At 60.7% G+C, this 17,365-nt stretch carries 17 protein-coding genes; all 17 read left to right on the plus strand.

Annotated features, from left to right (window positions below):
- Nucleotides 1-7: 7 nt before the first annotated feature.
- The 17 genes from JW799_RS16320 to JW799_RS16400 all read left to right on the plus strand — a co-directional run bounded on the left by JW799_RS16320 (nt 8) and on the right by JW799_RS16400 (nt 17,208).
- Nucleotides 8-1,147: an ABC transporter ATP-binding protein gene (locus JW799_RS16320; RefSeq protein ID WP_205430688.1), complete on the plus strand. Its 1,140-nt coding sequence runs from the start codon at nt 8-10 to the stop codon at nt 1,145-1,147.
- A complete protein-coding gene (locus JW799_RS16325) occupies nt 1,141-2,106 on the plus strand; it encodes a carbohydrate ABC transporter permease (RefSeq protein WP_080834222.1) in 966 nt (321 codons plus the stop codon). The genes JW799_RS16320 and JW799_RS16325 overlap by 7 nt, the downstream gene beginning before the upstream one ends.
- Nucleotides 2,103-2,936, plus strand: a complete 834-nt coding sequence (locus JW799_RS16330; protein ID WP_176220692.1) for a carbohydrate ABC transporter permease — start codon at nt 2,103-2,105, stop codon at nt 2,934-2,936. Before JW799_RS16325 ends, JW799_RS16330 begins: the two co-directional genes overlap by 4 nt.
- Nucleotides 2,937-3,016: 80 nt before the next feature.
- Complete coding sequence (locus tag JW799_RS16335) at nt 3,017-4,444, plus strand: extracellular solute-binding protein (RefSeq protein ID WP_080834217.1); 1,428 nt, start codon at nt 3,017-3,019, stop codon at nt 4,442-4,444.
- 195 nt (nt 4,445-4,639) lie between these two features.
- Nucleotides 4,640-5,419, plus strand: coding sequence for an HAD family hydrolase (locus JW799_RS16340; protein ID WP_080834214.1), 780 nt, complete (start codon nt 4,640-4,642; stop codon nt 5,417-5,419).
- Between the two features lie 250 nt (nt 5,420-5,669).
- Nucleotides 5,670-5,990, plus strand: coding sequence for an ATP-binding protein (locus tag JW799_RS16345; protein WP_205430690.1), 321 nt, complete (start codon nt 5,670-5,672; stop codon nt 5,988-5,990).
- Nucleotides 5,991-6,007: 17 nt separating this feature from the next.
- Nucleotides 6,008-6,349, plus strand: a complete 342-nt coding sequence (locus JW799_RS16350; protein ID WP_080834209.1) for an STAS domain-containing protein — start codon at nt 6,008-6,010, stop codon at nt 6,347-6,349.
- Between the two features lie 31 nt (nt 6,350-6,380).
- On the plus strand, nt 6,381-7,739 hold the full coding sequence (locus JW799_RS16355; protein ID WP_080834207.1) for a PP2C family protein-serine/threonine phosphatase: 1,359 nt from the start codon (nt 6,381-6,383) through the stop codon (nt 7,737-7,739).
- Between the two features lie 16 nt (nt 7,740-7,755).
- Complete coding sequence (locus JW799_RS16360) at nt 7,756-10,005, plus strand: ATP-binding protein (RefSeq protein ID WP_205430692.1); 2,250 nt, start codon at nt 7,756-7,758, stop codon at nt 10,003-10,005.
- A 91-nt stretch (nt 10,006-10,096) separates the two neighbouring features.
- Nucleotides 10,097-10,717: a Pvc16 family protein gene (locus tag JW799_RS16365; protein WP_080834202.1), complete on the plus strand. Its 621-nt coding sequence runs from the start codon at nt 10,097-10,099 to the stop codon at nt 10,715-10,717.
- 1 nt (nt 10,718) lies between these two features.
- A complete protein-coding gene (locus tag JW799_RS16370) occupies nt 10,719-11,519 on the plus strand; it encodes a hypothetical protein (RefSeq protein ID WP_205430695.1) in 801 nt (266 codons plus the stop codon).
- Nucleotides 11,520-11,698: 179 nt separating this feature from the next.
- Complete coding sequence (locus JW799_RS16375; RefSeq protein ID WP_080835447.1) at nt 11,699-13,408, plus strand: phage tail sheath subtilisin-like domain-containing protein; 1,710 nt, start codon at nt 11,699-11,701, stop codon at nt 13,406-13,408.
- Between the two features lie 114 nt (nt 13,409-13,522).
- The gene (locus JW799_RS16380; RefSeq protein ID WP_080834199.1) at nt 13,523-13,957 is read left to right on the plus strand and encodes a phage tail protein; all 435 of its coding nucleotides are present in this window, start codon (nt 13,523-13,525) and stop codon (nt 13,955-13,957) included.
- A 172-nt stretch (nt 13,958-14,129) separates the two neighbouring features.
- A complete protein-coding gene (locus JW799_RS16385) occupies nt 14,130-14,510 on the plus strand; it encodes a hypothetical protein (protein WP_080834197.1) in 381 nt (126 codons plus the stop codon).
- Nucleotides 14,450-14,704: a DUF6760 family protein gene (locus JW799_RS29685; RefSeq protein ID WP_139787145.1), complete on the plus strand. Its 255-nt coding sequence runs from the start codon at nt 14,450-14,452 to the stop codon at nt 14,702-14,704. The genes JW799_RS16385 and JW799_RS29685 overlap by 61 nt, the downstream gene beginning before the upstream one ends.
- Before the next feature lie 19 nt (nt 14,705-14,723).
- Nucleotides 14,724-15,230, plus strand: coding sequence for a phage tail protein (locus JW799_RS16395; RefSeq protein ID WP_080834195.1), 507 nt, complete (start codon nt 14,724-14,726; stop codon nt 15,228-15,230).
- A 241-nt stretch (nt 15,231-15,471) separates the two neighbouring features.
- Nucleotides 15,472-17,208, plus strand: a complete 1,737-nt coding sequence (locus JW799_RS16400) for a hypothetical protein (protein ID WP_205430697.1) — start codon at nt 15,472-15,474, stop codon at nt 17,206-17,208.
- Nucleotides 17,209-17,365 lie beyond the last annotated feature (157 nt).

The following is a 17,365-nucleotide window of genomic DNA, read 5'->3' on the forward strand; positions in this document are numbered from 1 at the left end:
AGACCGTATGAAGGTGAGTTTGGAACGATTGACCAAGACGTTCGACGAAAAAGGAAAATCTTCCCGCGCCGCGGTAAACCGACTGAACGCCGAAATCAAATCGGGAACGCTGACGGGGCTGCTCGGCCCTTCGGGCTGCGGCAAGTCGACCCTGCTGTTCATGATCGCGGGGCTTCATTCGACGACGGAGGGGAAAATATGGTTCGGCGAACAAGAGGTCACGAATCTCCCGTCCGAAAAACGCGGAGTCGGGCTCGTCTTTCAAAATTATGCGCTGTATCCGCATTTGACGGCCCGGCAAAATATCGCGTTCCCGCTGCTCAATTCCAAAAATTTAAAAGCGAAAACGCAAAAAAAGCTGGACGAGCTTGTCAAGGAGCAAGGCATCAATGTAAAGTACAAAAGCTATGTCGATTCGCTTGTCGCCGAAACGGCGAAGCTGGTGGAGATTTCGGACTATTTGGACCGAAAGCCGTCCGAGCTGTCCGGCGGACAGCAGCAGCGGGTCGCCATCGCGAGAGCCCTGATCAAAAATCCGTCCATCCTGCTGCTTGACGAACCGCTGTCCAATCTGGACGCGCGGCTGCGGATTCAAACCCGCGAAGAAATCAGGAGAATCCAGCAGCGGTCGGGCATCACGACGATTTTCGTCACGCACGATCAGGAAGAAGCGCTCAGCATTTGCGACGAAGTCATCATTTTAAAAGAAGGCACCCTTCAGCAGCAAGGCACTCCGCAAGACGTGTACGATCATCCTTCCAATCAGTTCGTAGCCCAATTTTTAGGGAACACTCCGATAAATATCCTGAAAGGAAAAATCGAGAGCGGCAAGCTGTACGTCGGCGAAACCGAATGGCTCTCCCTCCCCAAACCGCTTCCGGATCAACGAGTGAACGTCGGCATCCGGGCCGAGCACGTATTGGCCGCATCGTACCCGCGTCAGCAGACGCTGCCGGTCAAGGTCGTGAAGTCTTTCCGAACGGGGGGCGCCTTTACGGCGGAAGGCCAGCTGCCGGACGGACAAACGCTAACCTTCCTCAACGACAGAAACGACCCGTACCGGGAAAACGATTTGTTGCGCGTGTACGTCCGCCCGCAGACGATGAGCATCTTCGACGACAAAGGAGATCGGATCCTGGAATGTTAAGGAAAAAGCGGAATCCAGCGAAAGCGCGCTACGACAATTCGGCCTACCTGTACCTGCTCCCGGCGTTTCTGCTCATGGGCATTTTCACGGTTTATCCCGTTATCAATACGTTTGTCACTTCGTTTAAGCACGACTTTCAGTTTTTGACGGGAAACTACGCGGGGCTGAGCGCGACGCATTATCTCGATGTCGTAAGCGACCCGGTGTTCCGAAGGGCGCTGCTGAACACGATGTTCATCGCTTTTGTGTGCGTGCCCGGCTCGATGCTCGTTTCGCTCGTCCTGGCGCTCGGCCTTCATTCGATCAAGCGGCTGCAAGGGTTCTATTTGACGATCTTTTACCTTCCCCAGGTAACCAACGTCATTGCGGCCGGACTGGTGTTCTCCTTTATTTTCAATACCCATTTCGGTTTGATGAACGCCGTTCTCGGCTGGTTCGGCATCGAACCCGTCGCATGGATCAGCGGCGAGGGAATCGTCGGGTCGCAGGAGCGGTATAACGAGGCCTATATGCGAAGCCTTTTCGTTCTTTTCGTGAACAACGTGTGGGACGGGCTGTCGCTTCATGTGCTCCTCTTTTTGGGCGGGCTTCAAAACATAAACAAGCAGTATTACGAAGCCGCGAGCGTGGACGGCGTAAGCAAATGGACGGTTACCCGCAAAATCACGCTGCCGCTGCTGTCCCCGACGACAATCTTTATTTTCGTCACTTCAGTCATTTTCGCATTTCGGGCCTATGCCAACGTCGTCGCCCTGTTCGGCGGCTCCTACGGGCCCCCGGGCGACAATTCCAAGATGATGATCACGCTCGTCGGATACATCATGGACGCCCTCGGCAATTATTTGACGCCGGGAGCGGTCAGCAGCGCCGGGGCGGCGGCGGTCGTTCTGGTGCTGATGGTGATGATCGTCGTCTTCCTTCAATTAAAACTAACGAAAAGATGGGTGTTCTACCGTTGACGACAACGATGAAGCTCGGCAAGGCGCTGCTGTATTTGTTCCTGAGCGTTTCGTCCCTGTTGGTGCTCGTTCCGTTTTATTGGATGCTGAACACGTCCTTGAAGTCTTCGGCAGAGGTCGCGAAAGTTCCGCCGTCGCTTATTCCCGCCGAGTTTCGATTGCAGAATTATGTCGATGCCGTCGTTCAGGCGCCGCTTCTCACCTATCTGATCAATACGCTGATCGTCGGCGTTTCCGTCGTCGCCGTCAGCACGGCCGTCTCGGTTTTGTCGGCTTACGCCTTCGCGCGGCTTCATTTCCGCGGAAAAAACGTTCTGTTTTTCATCGTGCTCGCGACCATGATGATCCCTCAGGAAATGCTGATCATCACGAACTTTCAGACGATCGCGGATTGGGGATGGATGAACACGTGGCAGGCGCTTGTCGTCCCGTACTGGATTAACCCGTTCAACATCTACTTGCTGCGCCAGACCTTCATGCAGGTTCCCGACGAGCTGTATTTGGCGGCGAAAGTGGACGGGCTCGGCAACTTCCGGTTTTTAAGAAAAGTGATGCTTCCGCTTTCCAAATCGACCGTCACGACAACGGTGATCCTATCCATGGTGTTGATCTGGCAGACGTACGCGTGGCCGACCCTGGTCACGACGAAAGACGATTTGAGGCTGGTCTCGAACGGGCTGCAGAACGCGTTTACGAGCAGCGTCGGCAATATGGAGTACGAGCTGCAAATGGCCGCGGCTACGCTGATTACCGTGCCTTTGGTCGCGATGTTCCTGTTTTTGCGCAAATCGATTTTCGCCGGCATGCTCCAGGGAGGCATCAAGGGCTGAACGTTCGCAAATCGGTTAAAAGCTCGGCGCGTTTGACAAAAACCGCCTTCATATAACTAACTCACAGGGGAGAAATCGAAATGAAAAAAAACGCATGGTCCGCACTGGTCGTCCTTTCCTTGCTCCTGCTCGCCGCGTGCAGCGGCAACACGAATTCCGGGAGCGCCGCGCCGCAAAGCCAGGCGCCTTCGTCCGCCCAGGCGTCGTCGTCCGCGCCGGCGACGGAGGAATCGAGTCCTTTGGACGAAGCCGTAAAAAGCGTGGTAGAAGGCGGGAAGGAAGTCTCCATTTCGTTCTGGACGGGGACCGGAGCCGCGAACTTCCCGGTTTTGGAGCAAATGGTCGCCGCCTTTCAGGAAAAATATCCGAACATCAAAGTGGATTTCTCCAATCAAGGGGCGATCGGCGAGCTGACGGACAAGCTGACCCAAAATATCGTCTCCAAATCCACGCCGACCTTGTCCAATCTGGACGCAAGCACGTTTCCCGAATATATCGCCAGCGGAGCCATCGTCGACTTGATGCCGTACTACGAGCGCGAGGACATCGGGCTCGCGGCCTCGGACAGCGGATTTTTCCCGTACTATTTGGATGAGGCAAAAAGCTTCGGACCCGACGGCACGATGTACGGCTTTCCGACGAACAAGAAGACGACGGACGTGCTGGTGTACAACAAAACGTACTTCGACGGCAAAGGCTGGGCCCCTCCGAAAACGTGGGACGAAGTCGTAAGCTACTCCAAAACGATCAAAGAAGAGACGGGCAGCCCCGGCTTCAGCTTCGATAATTCCTACGGCGACGCGCCCTTCAAGCTGCTTTCCGCGCAATGGGGCAGCCCCTACGTCCAGGACGACGGCACGATCGATATCGACAACGATGCCGGCCGGGAGGCGCTCAAGTTTTACAAGGAAAACATGGAGCTCGGCTATTTCACGATGCCGGCTTTAATGCCGAGCGCGGGAGGCAAATTCAGCAGCAACGGCTTTGTCATGGAAGAAACGTATATGTTCGTCGGAGCCGCGGCGGGCGTTCCGTACGCGGTGCCCAAACCGGAATCGGGCCACAAGGATTTTGAAGTGGGCGTGGCGCCCGTGCCGCAAAAAGACGCCAACAACCCCGTCAATTTCTCGAAGGGCGAAAATTACGCGATTTTCTCGAACGCGACCGAGGAAGAGCGCGTGGCGGCATGGCTGCTCATTTCCTTCCTGTCGGACGCCGGACAGAACGCGACTTGGCTGACGGAAACGGGGAACCTTCCGATCTCCCAGGCGATGCTGGACGAACCGGACTATCAGCGGTTTTTGGAAACGGAGCCGAGCGATTCCCCCGTCTATTACAGGGCGGCGGCGGTCAATGCCGTTCTGTCGTCCGGCGATTTGACCTTCATCAAGACGATCCCTCAATCGGGCGCGCTGGCCCAAGCCGTCGGCGAAATGTGGGAAGCCGTCATGATCGGCGGGGGCGATCCCGAACAGCTGTTGACGGAAGCCGCCGCCAAAGCGAAGTAACGCGAAGCCGCCGATCGAAGAGGCACCTGGCCGCAGGTGTCTCTTCGCCTTGGGGGCATCGGGTTCGTTCCCGCATTTTTTGACAAAATTTTCTTTACTTTTCGAGAAACCTGTAGTATTCTGTAGTAATTTCTATTTGTCCATTTTTATGCAAACCGATCGTCGATTTTCATAGAGAAGCAGGAGGAGCCCGGCATGCGGAAGAATCTCTTTTTCTTCGATTTTGACGATACGCTTTACAGCCACGCGCTCAAAAGCGTGCCCGAAAGCGCGCGCGAGGCCCTTCGCGAGCTTCAGGCCCGCGGCCACGAGACGGTCATCGCGACGGGCAGAGGGCCGGAATCGATGGAATTCATCCGGCGCGAGCTGGCTCTCCCCTGCGAAACGATCATCTTCCTTAACGGTCAGGTTATTTTCCGCAACGAAACGAAAATTTTCGAGCGTTTCATCTCCTTGCCTTCGTTAAATCGAATCATGGAAATGGCGAAGAAGCACCGTTTCGCCTATGGCGGATATTGCGCCTATGGCGAGATCGTCGATCATGTCAACGAACGGGTAGCGGCGGTATGGCGAGATTTCGCCTGTCCGCTGCCGGCCGTGCGGGAGCGGTTCGAGGAGAGCTACTCGCTGTATCAGGGACATCTGTACGTCACCAAAGAAGAAGCGGAAGGCATGAGGGAGCATCTGGCGGATTACTTGATGAACTGGTCTCATGAGTACCTGGCCAATCTCATTTCCCGAGAGGCGGGAAAATCCCGGGGCATCCGCTGGATCCTGGAGCAAACCGGCATTCCGAAAGAGCGTTCGTTCGCGTTTGGCGACGGGTTCAACGACGTGGACATGCTGCTGTCCGCAGGACACGGCATCGCGATGGGCAACGCGTCGGAGGAGCTGAAGCGGGCGGCGGAGTTCGTCACGTACGCCGCGCACGAGGACGGCATCCGGCATGCGTTGGCGCGCTACCGATTCATTTAAGAAAAATTACTTGAGACGTCCCGTTTTTTTTGAATTCCTTGTTTTCCTCCGCGCATGGCTCATGTAGTATGAAAGAGACAGGTAGAAAAATCGCGAAAAATGGCGAATCGAAACGGAGGGGCGTCATGGCCGGGCCGAACGATCGGGATCGGGACGATTCCCGCGGCGAATTCATCCTGGAATTGCGGAATTCGATGGATGAGTTGGAAGCTTTGCATCGTTTTTTTGAGCAATTGGGCGAACGTTCCGGATGGTCCGATCGTCTCTGCCTTCACTTGACGCTTGCTTGCGAGGAACTGCTCACCAACACGATATCCTACGGGTATCCCGAGGGGGCGAGCACTCGATCCGGCTGTCGGTATCCCCGGCCCGGGCGTTTGTCGAAATCGTCCTGGAGGACGACGCGATTCCGTTCAATCCGCTCGAAGCCGGCGCGCCCGATCTCGAACCTTCGCTTGAGGAGCGCGCCGTCGGCGGACTGGGCATTCATTTCGTCAAGAAGCTGATGGACGACGTTTCGTACGAGCGCACTTCGTCCGGCAATCGCCTGGTACTCGTCAAAAAGGTTTAAAACGGAGGGAAACAAGTATGAACATCGCCACGACGGATCGGGGCGGCGTGACCGTCTTTGCGGTACAGGGACGTCTGGACGGCAATCACGCCGCGGAGGCGGAAGCCGCCTTTCTCAAATTGGCCAGCCAGGAACGCTGCCGATTCGTTTTCGACTTTACGGAGATGCCCTACATAAGCAGCGCGGGGCTCAGGGTCGTCCTGGTCGCCGCCAAAAAAATCCGCGCCCTTCAGGGCCAGCTCATCTGCGCCGGGATGAGCGAGCAGGTGGCCGAGGTATTCGAAATGTCGGGCTTTCTGAGCATCCTCGAGACGGTCCCGACCGTCGAGGAAGCGGAAGCCCGGCTGCAAACGGAGTAATCCGTCCCGGGAGGCGAAGGGAGGTGAGTTCGTGAACGGCTGGTGGCTTGGGGTTTCCGCCGCTCTCGCCGCGGGCGCGGGCGTTTGGGGCGCTTCGGTTTATTATCGCGGGAAAATCCGCGGCGCTTTGTCTTTGTTCGATATCAGCATGCAGTTGAACTCGACGCTAAGCCGCAGGGAGCAGATGGCCCTCATCATGGAACGCGCCAAAAAAGTGCTCCCCGTCGAAGGGGCGTCCGTCCTTCTGCTCGACCGCGATACGAACGAGCTGTATTTCGAAATCGCTCTCGGGGACAAGGAGGACGAAATTCGGGAAATCCGGCTTGCCGCGGACGAAGGAATCGCCGGCCACGTCGCGACGACGGGCAAGAGCGAAATCGTGAACGATGCCGGCGGCGATCCGAGATGGTCGGACCGGGTCGCGGAGCGAACCGGAATCCGGACGCGCAACCTGCTGACGGTGCCGATCGTCAACCGCGGGGAAGTCGGCGGCGTGCTCCAGGTGATGAACAAGACGAAGGGCAAGCGCTTCACGCAGCGCGACCGTCTGCTTCTGGAGCGGGTGGCGAAGCCGATGGCCGTCGCCCTCGAAAATTCCAGACTGTACGAAAAGCTGGAAATTTCGATGAAGCAGCTGCAAACGACGAGCGCGATCAAGGAGCGTCTCGAGAGCGAGCTGCAGATCGCGGGCGGCATTCAAATGAGCTTCCTCCCGCGGACGATGCCTTCCGCCCAGGAGCCTTACGACGTGTGCGCCTTGCTGAAGTCCGCGAAGGAGGTTGGCGGGGATTTTTACAATTTTTTCAAAATTGACGACGACCACCTCTTTTTCACGCTCGGGGACGTATCGGACAAGGGCATTCCCGCCGCCTTGTTCATGGCCGTCACGCTGACGCTGCTCAAGGGGAAGATCGGACCCGGCATTACGCCGGGCGAACTTCTCGAGATGGTCAACGAGGAGCTGAACCGGGACAACCCGCTTCTGTTCGCCACGATCGTCTGCGGCATTTTCCACTGCGGCACGGGCGAAGTGGTCATGAGCGAGGGAGGGCACTGCACGCCTTACATCATCCGCAAGGACGGGGAAGTACTGCCCTACAAATTGAAGAAAAGCCTGCCGCTTGCCGCCATGCCCGACGTTCCGTATCACAATTCGACGTTCGCGCTTTCGCCGGGCGACCGGCTGCTGCTCTATACCGACGGCATTACGGAAGCGGAGAACGGCAGGCAGGAGCAGTACGGCGGAGAGCGTCTCCGGCAATTTCTCGAAGGGACGCCGGGCATGTCGAGCGCGGAAGTCATCGACGCGCTGCTCATGAACGTGTTCATGTTCGCGGACGGCGCCCCTCAGTCCGACGATATCGCCGTGCTCAGTCTGATGAGGCGCTGATGCCTGGGAGGCGGAGATGACCGAGGAAAACGTTCAATACGGGGACGCGGCCGAGCATCTGGCGGACGAGCTGTCCTGTCTGGATATCGGAATGAGGACGCTCCTGGCGCTGGCGGGCGGAGATCCGCTGGCCGACCCGCTGGCCGGCGCGAGAGGGCTTGTCGTAACGGAGGACGAACTGCTCGAGGACGGCCGCCCGCCGGACGATTCCCGGGAATGGAGGGCGTACGCGGCCTATCGCCGGGAAGAGGAAAGGAGGATCGGCCGGGCCGTTCGAAACGGGCTGAAAGCCGGCGCCGATTTGCCGCTCGCCCGGATGGCCGTCCTGCTCGGGCTGTCCGTCTGGGAGTGCCGCTGCCTCGTGCTGTGCCTTGCGGCCGAATGGGACCGAAAATACGAGAAATGGTTCGCTTATTTGAACGATGACGCCACGTGCCGCTACCCGACGCCGGATCTGGCATACCGCCTGCTGTGCGACGGCGAGGAGGAGCGGCGAATCGCCCGGCGAAGCCTGGGCGGCGAGGGCGTGCTGCGCCGGCTGCTGCTGGAGCCGACCGCTCCCGAGGCGGGGTATTCGCGCTCGCGGCTGAAGGAGCCGCTCCGGCTCGATGCCCGGACGCTCAGCTTTTTGCTCGGGAGCGAGCGAATCGATTCGCGCCTCGGCGAAGCGGTCCGCCCGTTCGACGGCGAGGAGCCGCCGCCGTTCCCGGAGGAGGGAGATCCGGCCTTCGGGCTGCTGCGGCCTTTGGCGGAAGCGCGCCGTCTGCCCGGGTTCCCGTTCGTTCACCTGTGGGGGCCGGAAGGCGGCGGCAAGCTGCTTCGCCTGCGCAAGCTTGCCGCCGCCCGCGGCCAGCGGCTGCTTCTCGTCCGGCTCGCGCTGCTTCCCGCCGAGCCGGACCGCCTCGCGGCCGAGCTGCTGCGAATCGTGCGCGAGGCCGCCTTTACCGACGCGATGCTCGTCGTCGAGGAAGAGAAGGGGCAGGCGGCCGAAAGCGTCGCCGCCCGGCACGAGTGGACCGCCGCGCTCGAGGATTACGCAGTATTCGCGTGGCGGCCGCTCGTCGGCTGGATCGGCCCCGAGCGCAGGCGGCGGGAGGGATTGCCGGTTCCGGCCGGCGCGTTTCTGCTCGAAGCCGAGGTCGGGGTGCCGGAAGCGGGCGATCGGGCGGCCGCGTGGAAGGCGGCTCGGGAGGCGCACAAGGCGGCTTGGTCCGATGCGGCGGAAGGCGGCGACGCGGAGCTGCGCGCGGCCGGGACGGACGAGGAGCGGGCGGACCGCGAATTCGAACGGCTGGCGGCGGAGCTCGGCGACAAGTACCGGTTCACGCCCGGCCAGATCGGCCAGGCGTGGCGGGAAGCCGCCGGGATCGCCGCGAGCCGGGGCGAGCGGGAGCCTTCGCGAGGGGAATTGGAGGCGGCCGCCCGCAAGCAGTTCCGCCACCGGCTCGGCCAGCTCGCGGACCGGATCGAGCCGCGAAGGTCCTGGGACGACCTCGTGCTTGCCGAGGAGCCCCTATCCTTGATCCGGGAAGCGTGCGACCGGTACGTGCACCGCGAGACGGTGCTGAACCGCTGGGGGTTCGGGCGCAAGCTCCCCTACGGAACCGGCGTGCACCTGCTGTTCTCGGGGCCGCCCGGAACCGGCAAAACGATGGCCGCGGAAATCGTCGCCGGCGAGCTGGGACTCGAGCTGTACCGGATCGATCTTTCCCGCATCGTCAGCAAGTACATCGGGGAAACCGAGCAGCGGCTCAAGGAGCTGTTCGACGAAGCCGAACAAAGCGGAGCCATCCTGTTTTTCGACGAAGGCGACGCCCTGTTCGGCAAGCGAACCGAGGTCAAGGACGCCCACGACCGGTACGCCAATATGGAGGGCGCTTATTTGCTCCAGCGGATCGAAGCGTACGGCGGGGTGACGATTCTCGCGACCAACCTGCTTCAGAACATGGACGAAGCGCTTCTCCGCCGCATGAGCGTCGTCGTCAAGTTTCCGTTTCCGGACGCGGCCGACCGCGAGCGGATATTCCGCGCCCATCTGCCCGCCGAGGCTCCCTTGTCCGACGATCTGGATCTGGCGTTTCTCGCCTCCCGGCTCGACGTTTCGGGCGGACACATCAAAAACATCGCGCTAGCGGCCGCTTTTCTCGCGGCGGGGGAAGGGGCGCCGATCGGCATGTCCCATTTCGTCCGCGCGGCCGGCCAGGAGCTTCGAAAGATGGGGAAAATTTTGGTCAAGGAAGCTTTTGCGCCCTATCATCAGGCCTAAGTCTCGCAATTGTAACTTAGGTTACAAATGCGGAATAAATTCGATAGTCAACGATATTTGTTGAAGCTATAATGAGAAAAAAGTGCAAAAAATGGCTGATTTTAGAGCTCTTTGTCGAAGGGAGGCGATTCGTATCGGAAGCTATACCGTCTTCGCGGACGTGGGCGCCAGCGTGCTGAAGCTGCTGCGGGAGCAGATGACGCCCGATCCGGTTCCGCGCCCCGATCTGATCGGAATCGCTTCCCCGGTGGATAAAGGCGATCTCGCGCTGACTCTGTTTCTGTGCTCCATCCGGGAAAACGGCGAAGCCAGGCGCAGCGACATGCAGCTGCAGGGGGGCGTCATGCGGTATCCGCCGCTTGCGGTCGACTTGCATTTTCTGCTGACGGCCCATTCGACCGCAGATCTGCAGACGCGGACGCTGGACGAGCACCGTCTTCTCGGAAGGGCGATGCAGGTGCTCTACGACAACTCGATTTTACGGCCGCCCTACCTGGAAGGGACGCTTGCGGACAACGAGGAGGAGCTCCGCATAACGGCGGTCACGCTGGATCCCGATCAGGCGATGCGCCATTGGCAATTCGGAGACACGCCCTACAAGCTTTCGCTGTTGTATCGCGTAGGTCCCGTCCTGCTGGAGTCGAACCGTTCGAAGCCCGTTTCGCGCGTCGTCGAGCGCAAGATCACCCTGCGGGACAAGGGGGAAATCTGAGATGGCGCCGGCCGAATCGACCTCCGTCACCCGGTGCTCGCTGGTCGTCCGCCCGATCGACGTTTGGACGGGAAAGGCGGCGGCAAGCCCGAGCGTGCGCGTAAGCCTGGCGGAAACGGACCGGAAGCCGATCCGCACCTCGGACGGGAGCTTTGCGTTCGTCGATGTCGAGCCGAGGCGGTGCACGATCGTCATTCGATCTTCTACATACTTGGAATTCAGCGAGACGGCCGATCTGTCGCTCCTGCCGCCCGCGGCCCCGATCGTCTTGGCCTGCTTGCTTCCGAACCGCCTGCATCCGGCTCCCCCCGCGGGAACCGGGCTCGTCTTCCGGATAACGGACAAGCTCGGAACGCCGCTGGCCGGCGTCTCGGTTTCCGCCTATGTCGACGAAGAGAGCGCGGTCAGAGGGAGAGTAGCGGAGGAAGAAGCGCCAAAGGGCGCAAGCGCCCTTCGGTACGTACCCGGGAACGGCCGCTTTGCGGAGGGCGACACGATCGTCCTGCGCGGGCGGGACGGGGAAGCCGCGGAATGGAGCAAGGTGCGGGACTGCGGCGGGAACGAATTCGCGCTCTCGCTCGTTTCGCCCCTGGAGCGATCCTGGGAGCGGGGTGCCCGGCTGCTGCCCGGCGTCATGACCCGCAGCGATCGGGACGGCACCGTCGTTCTGCCGTTTCGGGGGACGCTTCCCGCCGCCTGCCGGATTCGGGCCGAGCTCCGATACGGGGGCCGAACCGTCTCCGCGGTTTGGACGGCCGAAGGCGGCCGCGTGGCCCTGCTCGGGCCGTTCGTTTGGCCCTGAACCTTCGGCTTGCGCTTCACTAAACGTGCGTTACGTCGATTCCGGCCGCCCTCCTTGCGACGGCGCCGGGTCGACGATTTGATAAACCCAAACCTGGAGAGGAGGAACTGGTTTTCCCGGATTGGCGACGGCGGCAAGCCGGAGGCATGACGCGAATCAAAGGGGGAAAACCGGGGATCATGGCCGATTATTTGTCGCCTGGGGTATATGTGGAGGAGTTTGAAAGCGGAGCGAAGCCGCTGGAGGGAGTCAGCACGAGCACGGCCGGATTCATCGGCCTTGCCCAACGCGGACCGGTCGAAGGCCTGCCGCTGCTGATTACGAGCCCGGCCGATTTTCACCGCGCGTTCGGTTCCTATTTGTCGGAGAGCGCGTTCGGCAGCTATCGTTTTTTGGCGTACGCGGTCGACCAGTTTTTCACGAACGGAGGCTCCCGCTGCTATGTCATGCGGGTGGCGCCTTCCGACGCCAAGCCGGCGGCGGCCGAAGGACGCGTCGCCGAAGCGCTTTCGATCACGGCGAAAAACCCGGGAGCTTGGGGCAATCTGATCAACGTGACCGTAACGCCCGACAGCAAGGCAAAGACGCAAATCTACGAAGTGACGGACAAGCGCTACCGCGTCAAAAACGCTTCCGGCTTTTACGCCGGGGACGTCGTTTCGTTTTACGACGGCGCGGAGAAGCAGTGGAACCGGATCGTCAGCGTGCAGGACAACGTCATCGAGCTGGCGGAGCCGCTTGAGGGCGACGTCGTCGACTCCGCGCTGCTGCCGACGAAGCTGCTCGCCACGAGCGAGTTTACGCTTCAAATCGCATACGGCGACGAGCTGGAGACGTTCGAGAAGGTTTCGCTCAATCCCGAAGCTCCGAGCTATGTCGACAAGGTCGCCGGCCGCTCCAATCTCGTTGCGATTCAGGCAACCGCCGCGTCCGGCGAAGCGGTCGCCCCTTTCGAGACGGTAACCGGCGAAACGGAAGGCAAAATCGCGTTCGTTCTGACCGGGGGCAGCGACGGCTCCGTCGCGAGCGTCGCGGCATCCGACTTCATCGGCGAGGACCGCGGTCCGGGTCGCCGGACCGGCATCCAGTCGTTTATCGACAACGACGTCGTCAGCATTATCGCCGTGCCGGGGGTAACCGACGCGAACGTCCAGCTGTCGCTGGTCGCCCATTGCGAAAATCTGGGCAGCCGCTTCGCGATTTTGGACATCCCGCGCGACAAGACGAAGGTGGCGGACGTGCTGACGCACCGCGCGCTGTTCGATTCCAGCTACGCGGCGCTTTACAATCCGTGGGTTTCGGTTTTCGACCCGCTGGACAAGCGCAACATTTTCGTTCCGCCGTCGGGCACGATGGCCGGCATTTACTCGCGTTCCGACACCGTCCGCGGCGTGCAAAAAGCGCCGGCCAACGAAGTGCTTCGGGGCGTCGTCGGCCTTGACGTCCAGTACAACAAGGGAGAACAGGATATCCTCAATCCGGCCGGCGTCAATCTGATCCGTTCGTTTACGGGGCAAGGCATTCGCGTATGGGGCGCGCGGACGGTATCCTCCAACTCGCTCTGGAAATACATCAACGTTCGCCGCTTGTTCATTTTCCTGGAGGAATCGATCAAGAGCGGCACCAACTGGGTCGTGTTCGAGCCGAACAACGAGCAGCTGTGGGCTCGCGTCCAGCGGACGATCGACGCCTTCCTGACCCGCGTCTGGCGGTCGGGGGCGCTGATGGGCAACAGCCCGTCGGAGGCGTTCTACATCGACATCGGACGATCGACGATGACCCAGGACGATATCGACAACGGCCGCCTCATTTGCGTCATCGGTGTCGCTCCGGTGAAGCCGGCGGAGTTCGTCATCTTCCGCATCACGCAAAGAACCGGCACGGAATAACGAATGACCGCTCGAACAATCGGAAGGGACGGGCGCAAGTCCCGCCTTCCGAATCGCGAATAAATCCAAGGCGGCGCGCAAGACGCGCCGCCCGATGAACGGAAGGGGATACTCATGTCGGCAGAACGTACGGATCCGTATCGCAATTTTCGATTCAGGGTGGAGATCGAAGGGCTCCAGCAGGCCGGCTTCAGCGAAGTGAGCGGCTTTGACGCTTCGTTCGACGTCATCCAGTACCGCGAGGGCAACGAAGTGATCACTCCGCGCAAGCTTCCCGGCCTCGCGCGCTACGGCAACATCAGCCTCAAATGGGGCGCGACCGATTCCATCGAGCTTTACGAATGGATTCAGGATTGCGTAAACGGCACGATCGAACGCAAGACCGTTACGATTATCGCCATCGACGAGGAAGGCACGGACGTCGCCACCTGGCAAGTCATCGAAGCGTGGCCGGTTCGCTACACGGCGCCGAATTTCAACGGGCAGGGCTCGGAAGTGGCGATCGAGCTGCTCGAGCTTGCGCACGAGGGCATGACGCGCACCCAATAAAACATCGTCCCGCAAGGGGCGGCGAAGGGGCTGTCCTGAGGGGTTTTCCGCTTGAGGCACAGCCTTCTTTGCGTCAGACGGGCATTTTTTCCGTTCGCGTTTTTTCATCGGCGGGATATCGCGATGCGCGGAAGCGCCGCATTACACGAAAGATGGGGGAGGAACCGGCAACATGGCCTTTCAGACGGAATACGAGTTCGAGCTCCCGCGCGGCTACGTCGACGAGCACGGCACGCTGCATCGGAGGGGCGTCATGCGCCTCGCCACGGCGGCCGACGAAATTTTGCCGATGCGGGACCCGAGAGTCCAGCAGAACGCGGGCTATTTGACGATCATTTTGCTGGCCCGGGTCGTGACCCGGCTCGGGGACGTCAAGCATATCGACACGAAAATCATCGAGAAGCTGTTTACGGCGGATCTGGCCTATTTGCAAAATCTGTACCGTCACATCAACGACATCGAGCCGCCGAAGCTGCACGCCGCTTGTCCGAAATGCGATCACGAGTTCGAGGTGGAAGTCGATTTTTTATCCGTAACGGAGGGCCTCTCGTAGCGTATCCGATCGACCGGATCTACGAGGAAGTCGGCTTCATCGCCTATTATTTCCATTGGCCCCATGACGACATCATGAACATGGACCACCGGGAGCGCCGCAGATGGTGCGACGAAATTTCGAAAATGAACCGGAAGCTCAACGAGGACTCGGACAGGCGCGACAATCCGTTCGACGTGTTCGGAAAGAGGTGAAGGCGCACAGCCGACGCGAATGAACAATCAAGTGCTGCACGGGGGAGCGATCCGCTTCGGCATCGAGCTGGAAGGATTGGAGGTGGCGGGCTTTTCCGAAGTGCAGGGGCTGGAAGCGGAAACGGAAATCGAGGAATACCGCGAAGGCGGAATGAACGGCTTCGTTCACCGGCTCCCGAAAGGCATCCGCCATCCGCGCATCGTGTTGAGAAAAGGCCTGACCTCGTCTCCCGAGCTCTGGGAATGGTACAACGAATCGGCCCAGGGGGCGACGGTGCGCAGGCGAAAAAGCGGGTCGATCATTTTATACAAAAGCTCGTACAAAGAGGGAGACAGCCGCTGGAACGGCAAGGCCGACCAGTGGAGAGGGACCCTGAACGACAGCATCGAATTTTGCCGTTGGAATTTTTTCGACGCCTATCCGGTCAAATGGGTAGGTCCGAGCATGAACGCCTTGTCGAGCGACATGGCGATCGAGACGGTGGAGCTTGTCCATAACGGCATCAAGCTGATTAACCGGACGTAGATAGGGGTGCGAGGCTGTATAGCGATTCGAGGCCCCCGCCATGACGATGAGTTAGCGCCGACCAAGCCTGCCCGGCGGATAGCGTTCGCGAGAGGTGGCGTCGCCGCGGGTTCGCGTCCCAAGAAGTCCATCCAGCGGACTACATGGCGTGGCTGTAGCGGGTTCGCGGCCCAAGAAGTCTATCCAGCGGACTACAAATGTTCTCGTCCTTTTTTTGAACGATTCGGGAGGGAGGTCAGCCATGCAGCGGTTTGAACAGCGCGTGCGGAAGCATGTTCGGGGGATGACAAGGCATGAATATTTCGCGGCGTCTCTTCTCGGAAAATACGGTCCGCTCGCGCGCCGGTCCGTAGGCCCGGCGAATTTGACGTTCCGCATGGCCGCCCGGCCGAAACGAAAGAAAACGGAAGAACGCCCCGTCATCCGCGTTCGCATTCAGCCACTGGCGCAACCGGCAACACGGGAAAAAGCGGTCGAAGTGCGCGAACGGGTGGTGGAGAGGGATCGGGTCGTCGAGAGAACGATCGTCCGGGAAAAAGAGCGAATCGTGGAAAACGTCCGGATCGTCAACCGGAACGTTTTCGTCATTCGCGAAGCCGATCGCATGATTCGCGAGCAGCGGCTGCTGCGGGAGTTCGCGATGCGCTCGCCGGTCGGCGAGAAGGGCGATGTCGCCGAGGAGGCGGTTTACCTGGCAGATATGCGGGATGAACCGTTCCGTTCGGGCTTGGGCGTTGAGGCAGGGACGGTCACCCGGAAAAAGGCCGAAAAAGGCGGGGCCTCGCAAGGCAGCCGAGAACCTCGCGGAGGACCGGCGCCGCGAGGCAGACCGGCGTTAGGAAGGCCGACGCCGCAAGAAGGCCGTGCGCCGGGAGAAAGCCGGCCGTCTTCGGACGGCCGAGCGTTCGCGCCCAATGGGCAGCTATCGCCGACTGGCAGCCGGACGGCGAAGCACGATCCTTCTTCCGGTTCCGGCCCGAAATCGGAAGCCGAGCGGGCGATGCCCGCGGCGCGCGCTTTCGAAGCCGGGCGCGAGCGGAGGGGCGGCAAGGCGTTGTCCGAGTTTGCCGGGGCGCTTTTTCGCAAAGCCGCGTGGCCGCTGTTAGCGAGAAAAAAGCCCGGAGCCCTCGCACGCCGCGGCGAAGATTCGTTGCGGCCGGCGGACGGAATCGAGCCATCCGCTTCTGCCGAAGGGCCGGTCAAGCTTCGCAAGGCGCTGCTGAAGCGCGCGATTTTCGACGGACCGCTTGAAGTTCGGAGGACAACCGGAAGGATGCCGGCGGACGACCGTCCGGATTCGGCCGGCCGCCGGGGGCGGAGCGGATTTATTCGGATTCTTCGGCGGATTCCGCGAAGGAACCGGTACGGACCGGCGGACGTCGGGCGTTTGCGGCGGCGGACCCGTCGGCTACGGCTGCATCGTCAACATTTTCGGCGTCGTCATCGTCTTCGTCTGGGGTTTCGTCCGGGAACTCATCGTCGGCGATGTCGCCGGCGGCTGAAACGCCGGCCGCGCCGCCTCCGCAATCGCGGGAGCCGAGAGAGGAATCGAATGCTTCCGGGAGGCCGCGATCCGTTTCGCCGGAACGGCAGGGCCGCCCCGAGCGAAATGCCCGGCTCGAAAAGGCGTCCGGCAGAAGCGCGGCGAAAGAGGGAACAACGGACCGTGAGAAAGCCGGCGACAGATCCGGAAAAAGAGCGGGAACGCCGGGAGACGAAGGAAACCCGGCCGATGGCGGGAACGCGTCGAAAAGGATGGGGAATTCGCCGGATTCGGAAGGTCTTTTTCCAACATCCGCGGAAGACGGGAGCGAGGGCGAACGCAGTCGGCCGTCCGGCGACGCGCGTTCCGGCTTCTCCGAAGCGGAAACCGCCGAAAGACGGCTCTCCGCGGCGCGAGGCGACGAAGGGGTTGAAATTGAAGGCCGGCCGCGTTCGCGCGCCCGATCTTTCCTTTATTCGGGATCCGGGAAGCTGACGTTCGCAAGGCAGCCGGATCGGGTGGTCATCCGTCCGGGCACGAGCGTCAACCTGTCGTTTCCGAATAGGCGGCAAGGCAATGAAGAAAGGGCAAACGCCCGATGGCTCCTTGCCGCGGCTCCCGGATCGGATCTTCCCTTCGTAAAGGCCGACGT

Origin of the sequence: Cohnella algarum (genome assembly GCF_016937515.1) — a bacterium.
In the GTDB taxonomy this organism is placed as follows: Bacteria; Bacillota; Bacilli; order Paenibacillales; family Paenibacillaceae; genus Cohnella; species Cohnella algarum.

Coding starts and splice junctions, on each gene's coding strand:
- JW799_RS16320 (WP_205430688.1), top strand. CDS start 8: ATGAAGGTGAGTTTGGAACGATTGACCAAGACGTTCGACGAAAAAGGA.
- JW799_RS16325 (WP_080834222.1), top strand. CDS start 1,141: ATGTTAAGGAAAAAGCGGAATCCAGCGAAAGCGCGCTACGACAATTCG.
- JW799_RS16335 (WP_080834217.1), top strand. CDS start 3,017: ATGAAAAAAAACGCATGGTCCGCACTGGTCGTCCTTTCCTTGCTCCTG.
- JW799_RS16340 (WP_080834214.1), top strand. CDS start 4,640: ATGCGGAAGAATCTCTTTTTCTTCGATTTTGACGATACGCTTTACAGC.
- JW799_RS16345 (WP_205430690.1), top strand. CDS start 5,670: ATGGTCCGATCGTCTCTGCCTTCACTTGACGCTTGCTTGCGAGGAACT.
- JW799_RS16350 (WP_080834209.1), top strand. CDS start 6,008: ATGAACATCGCCACGACGGATCGGGGCGGCGTGACCGTCTTTGCGGTA.
- JW799_RS16360 (WP_205430692.1), top strand. CDS start 7,756: ATGACCGAGGAAAACGTTCAATACGGGGACGCGGCCGAGCATCTGGCG.
- JW799_RS16365 (WP_080834202.1), top strand. CDS start 10,097: ATGGCTGATTTTAGAGCTCTTTGTCGAAGGGAGGCGATTCGTATCGGA.
- JW799_RS16370 (WP_205430695.1), top strand. CDS start 10,719: ATGGCGCCGGCCGAATCGACCTCCGTCACCCGGTGCTCGCTGGTCGTC.
- JW799_RS16375 (WP_080835447.1), top strand. CDS start 11,699: ATGGCCGATTATTTGTCGCCTGGGGTATATGTGGAGGAGTTTGAAAGC.
- JW799_RS16380 (WP_080834199.1), top strand. CDS start 13,523: ATGTCGGCAGAACGTACGGATCCGTATCGCAATTTTCGATTCAGGGTG.
- JW799_RS16385 (WP_080834197.1), top strand. CDS start 14,130: ATGGCCTTTCAGACGGAATACGAGTTCGAGCTCCCGCGCGGCTACGTC.
- JW799_RS29685 (WP_139787145.1), top strand. CDS start 14,450: ATGCGATCACGAGTTCGAGGTGGAAGTCGATTTTTTATCCGTAACGGA.
- JW799_RS16395 (WP_080834195.1), top strand. CDS start 14,724: ATGAACAATCAAGTGCTGCACGGGGGAGCGATCCGCTTCGGCATCGAG.
- JW799_RS16400 (WP_205430697.1), top strand. CDS start 15,472: ATGCAGCGGTTTGAACAGCGCGTGCGGAAGCATGTTCGGGGGATGACA.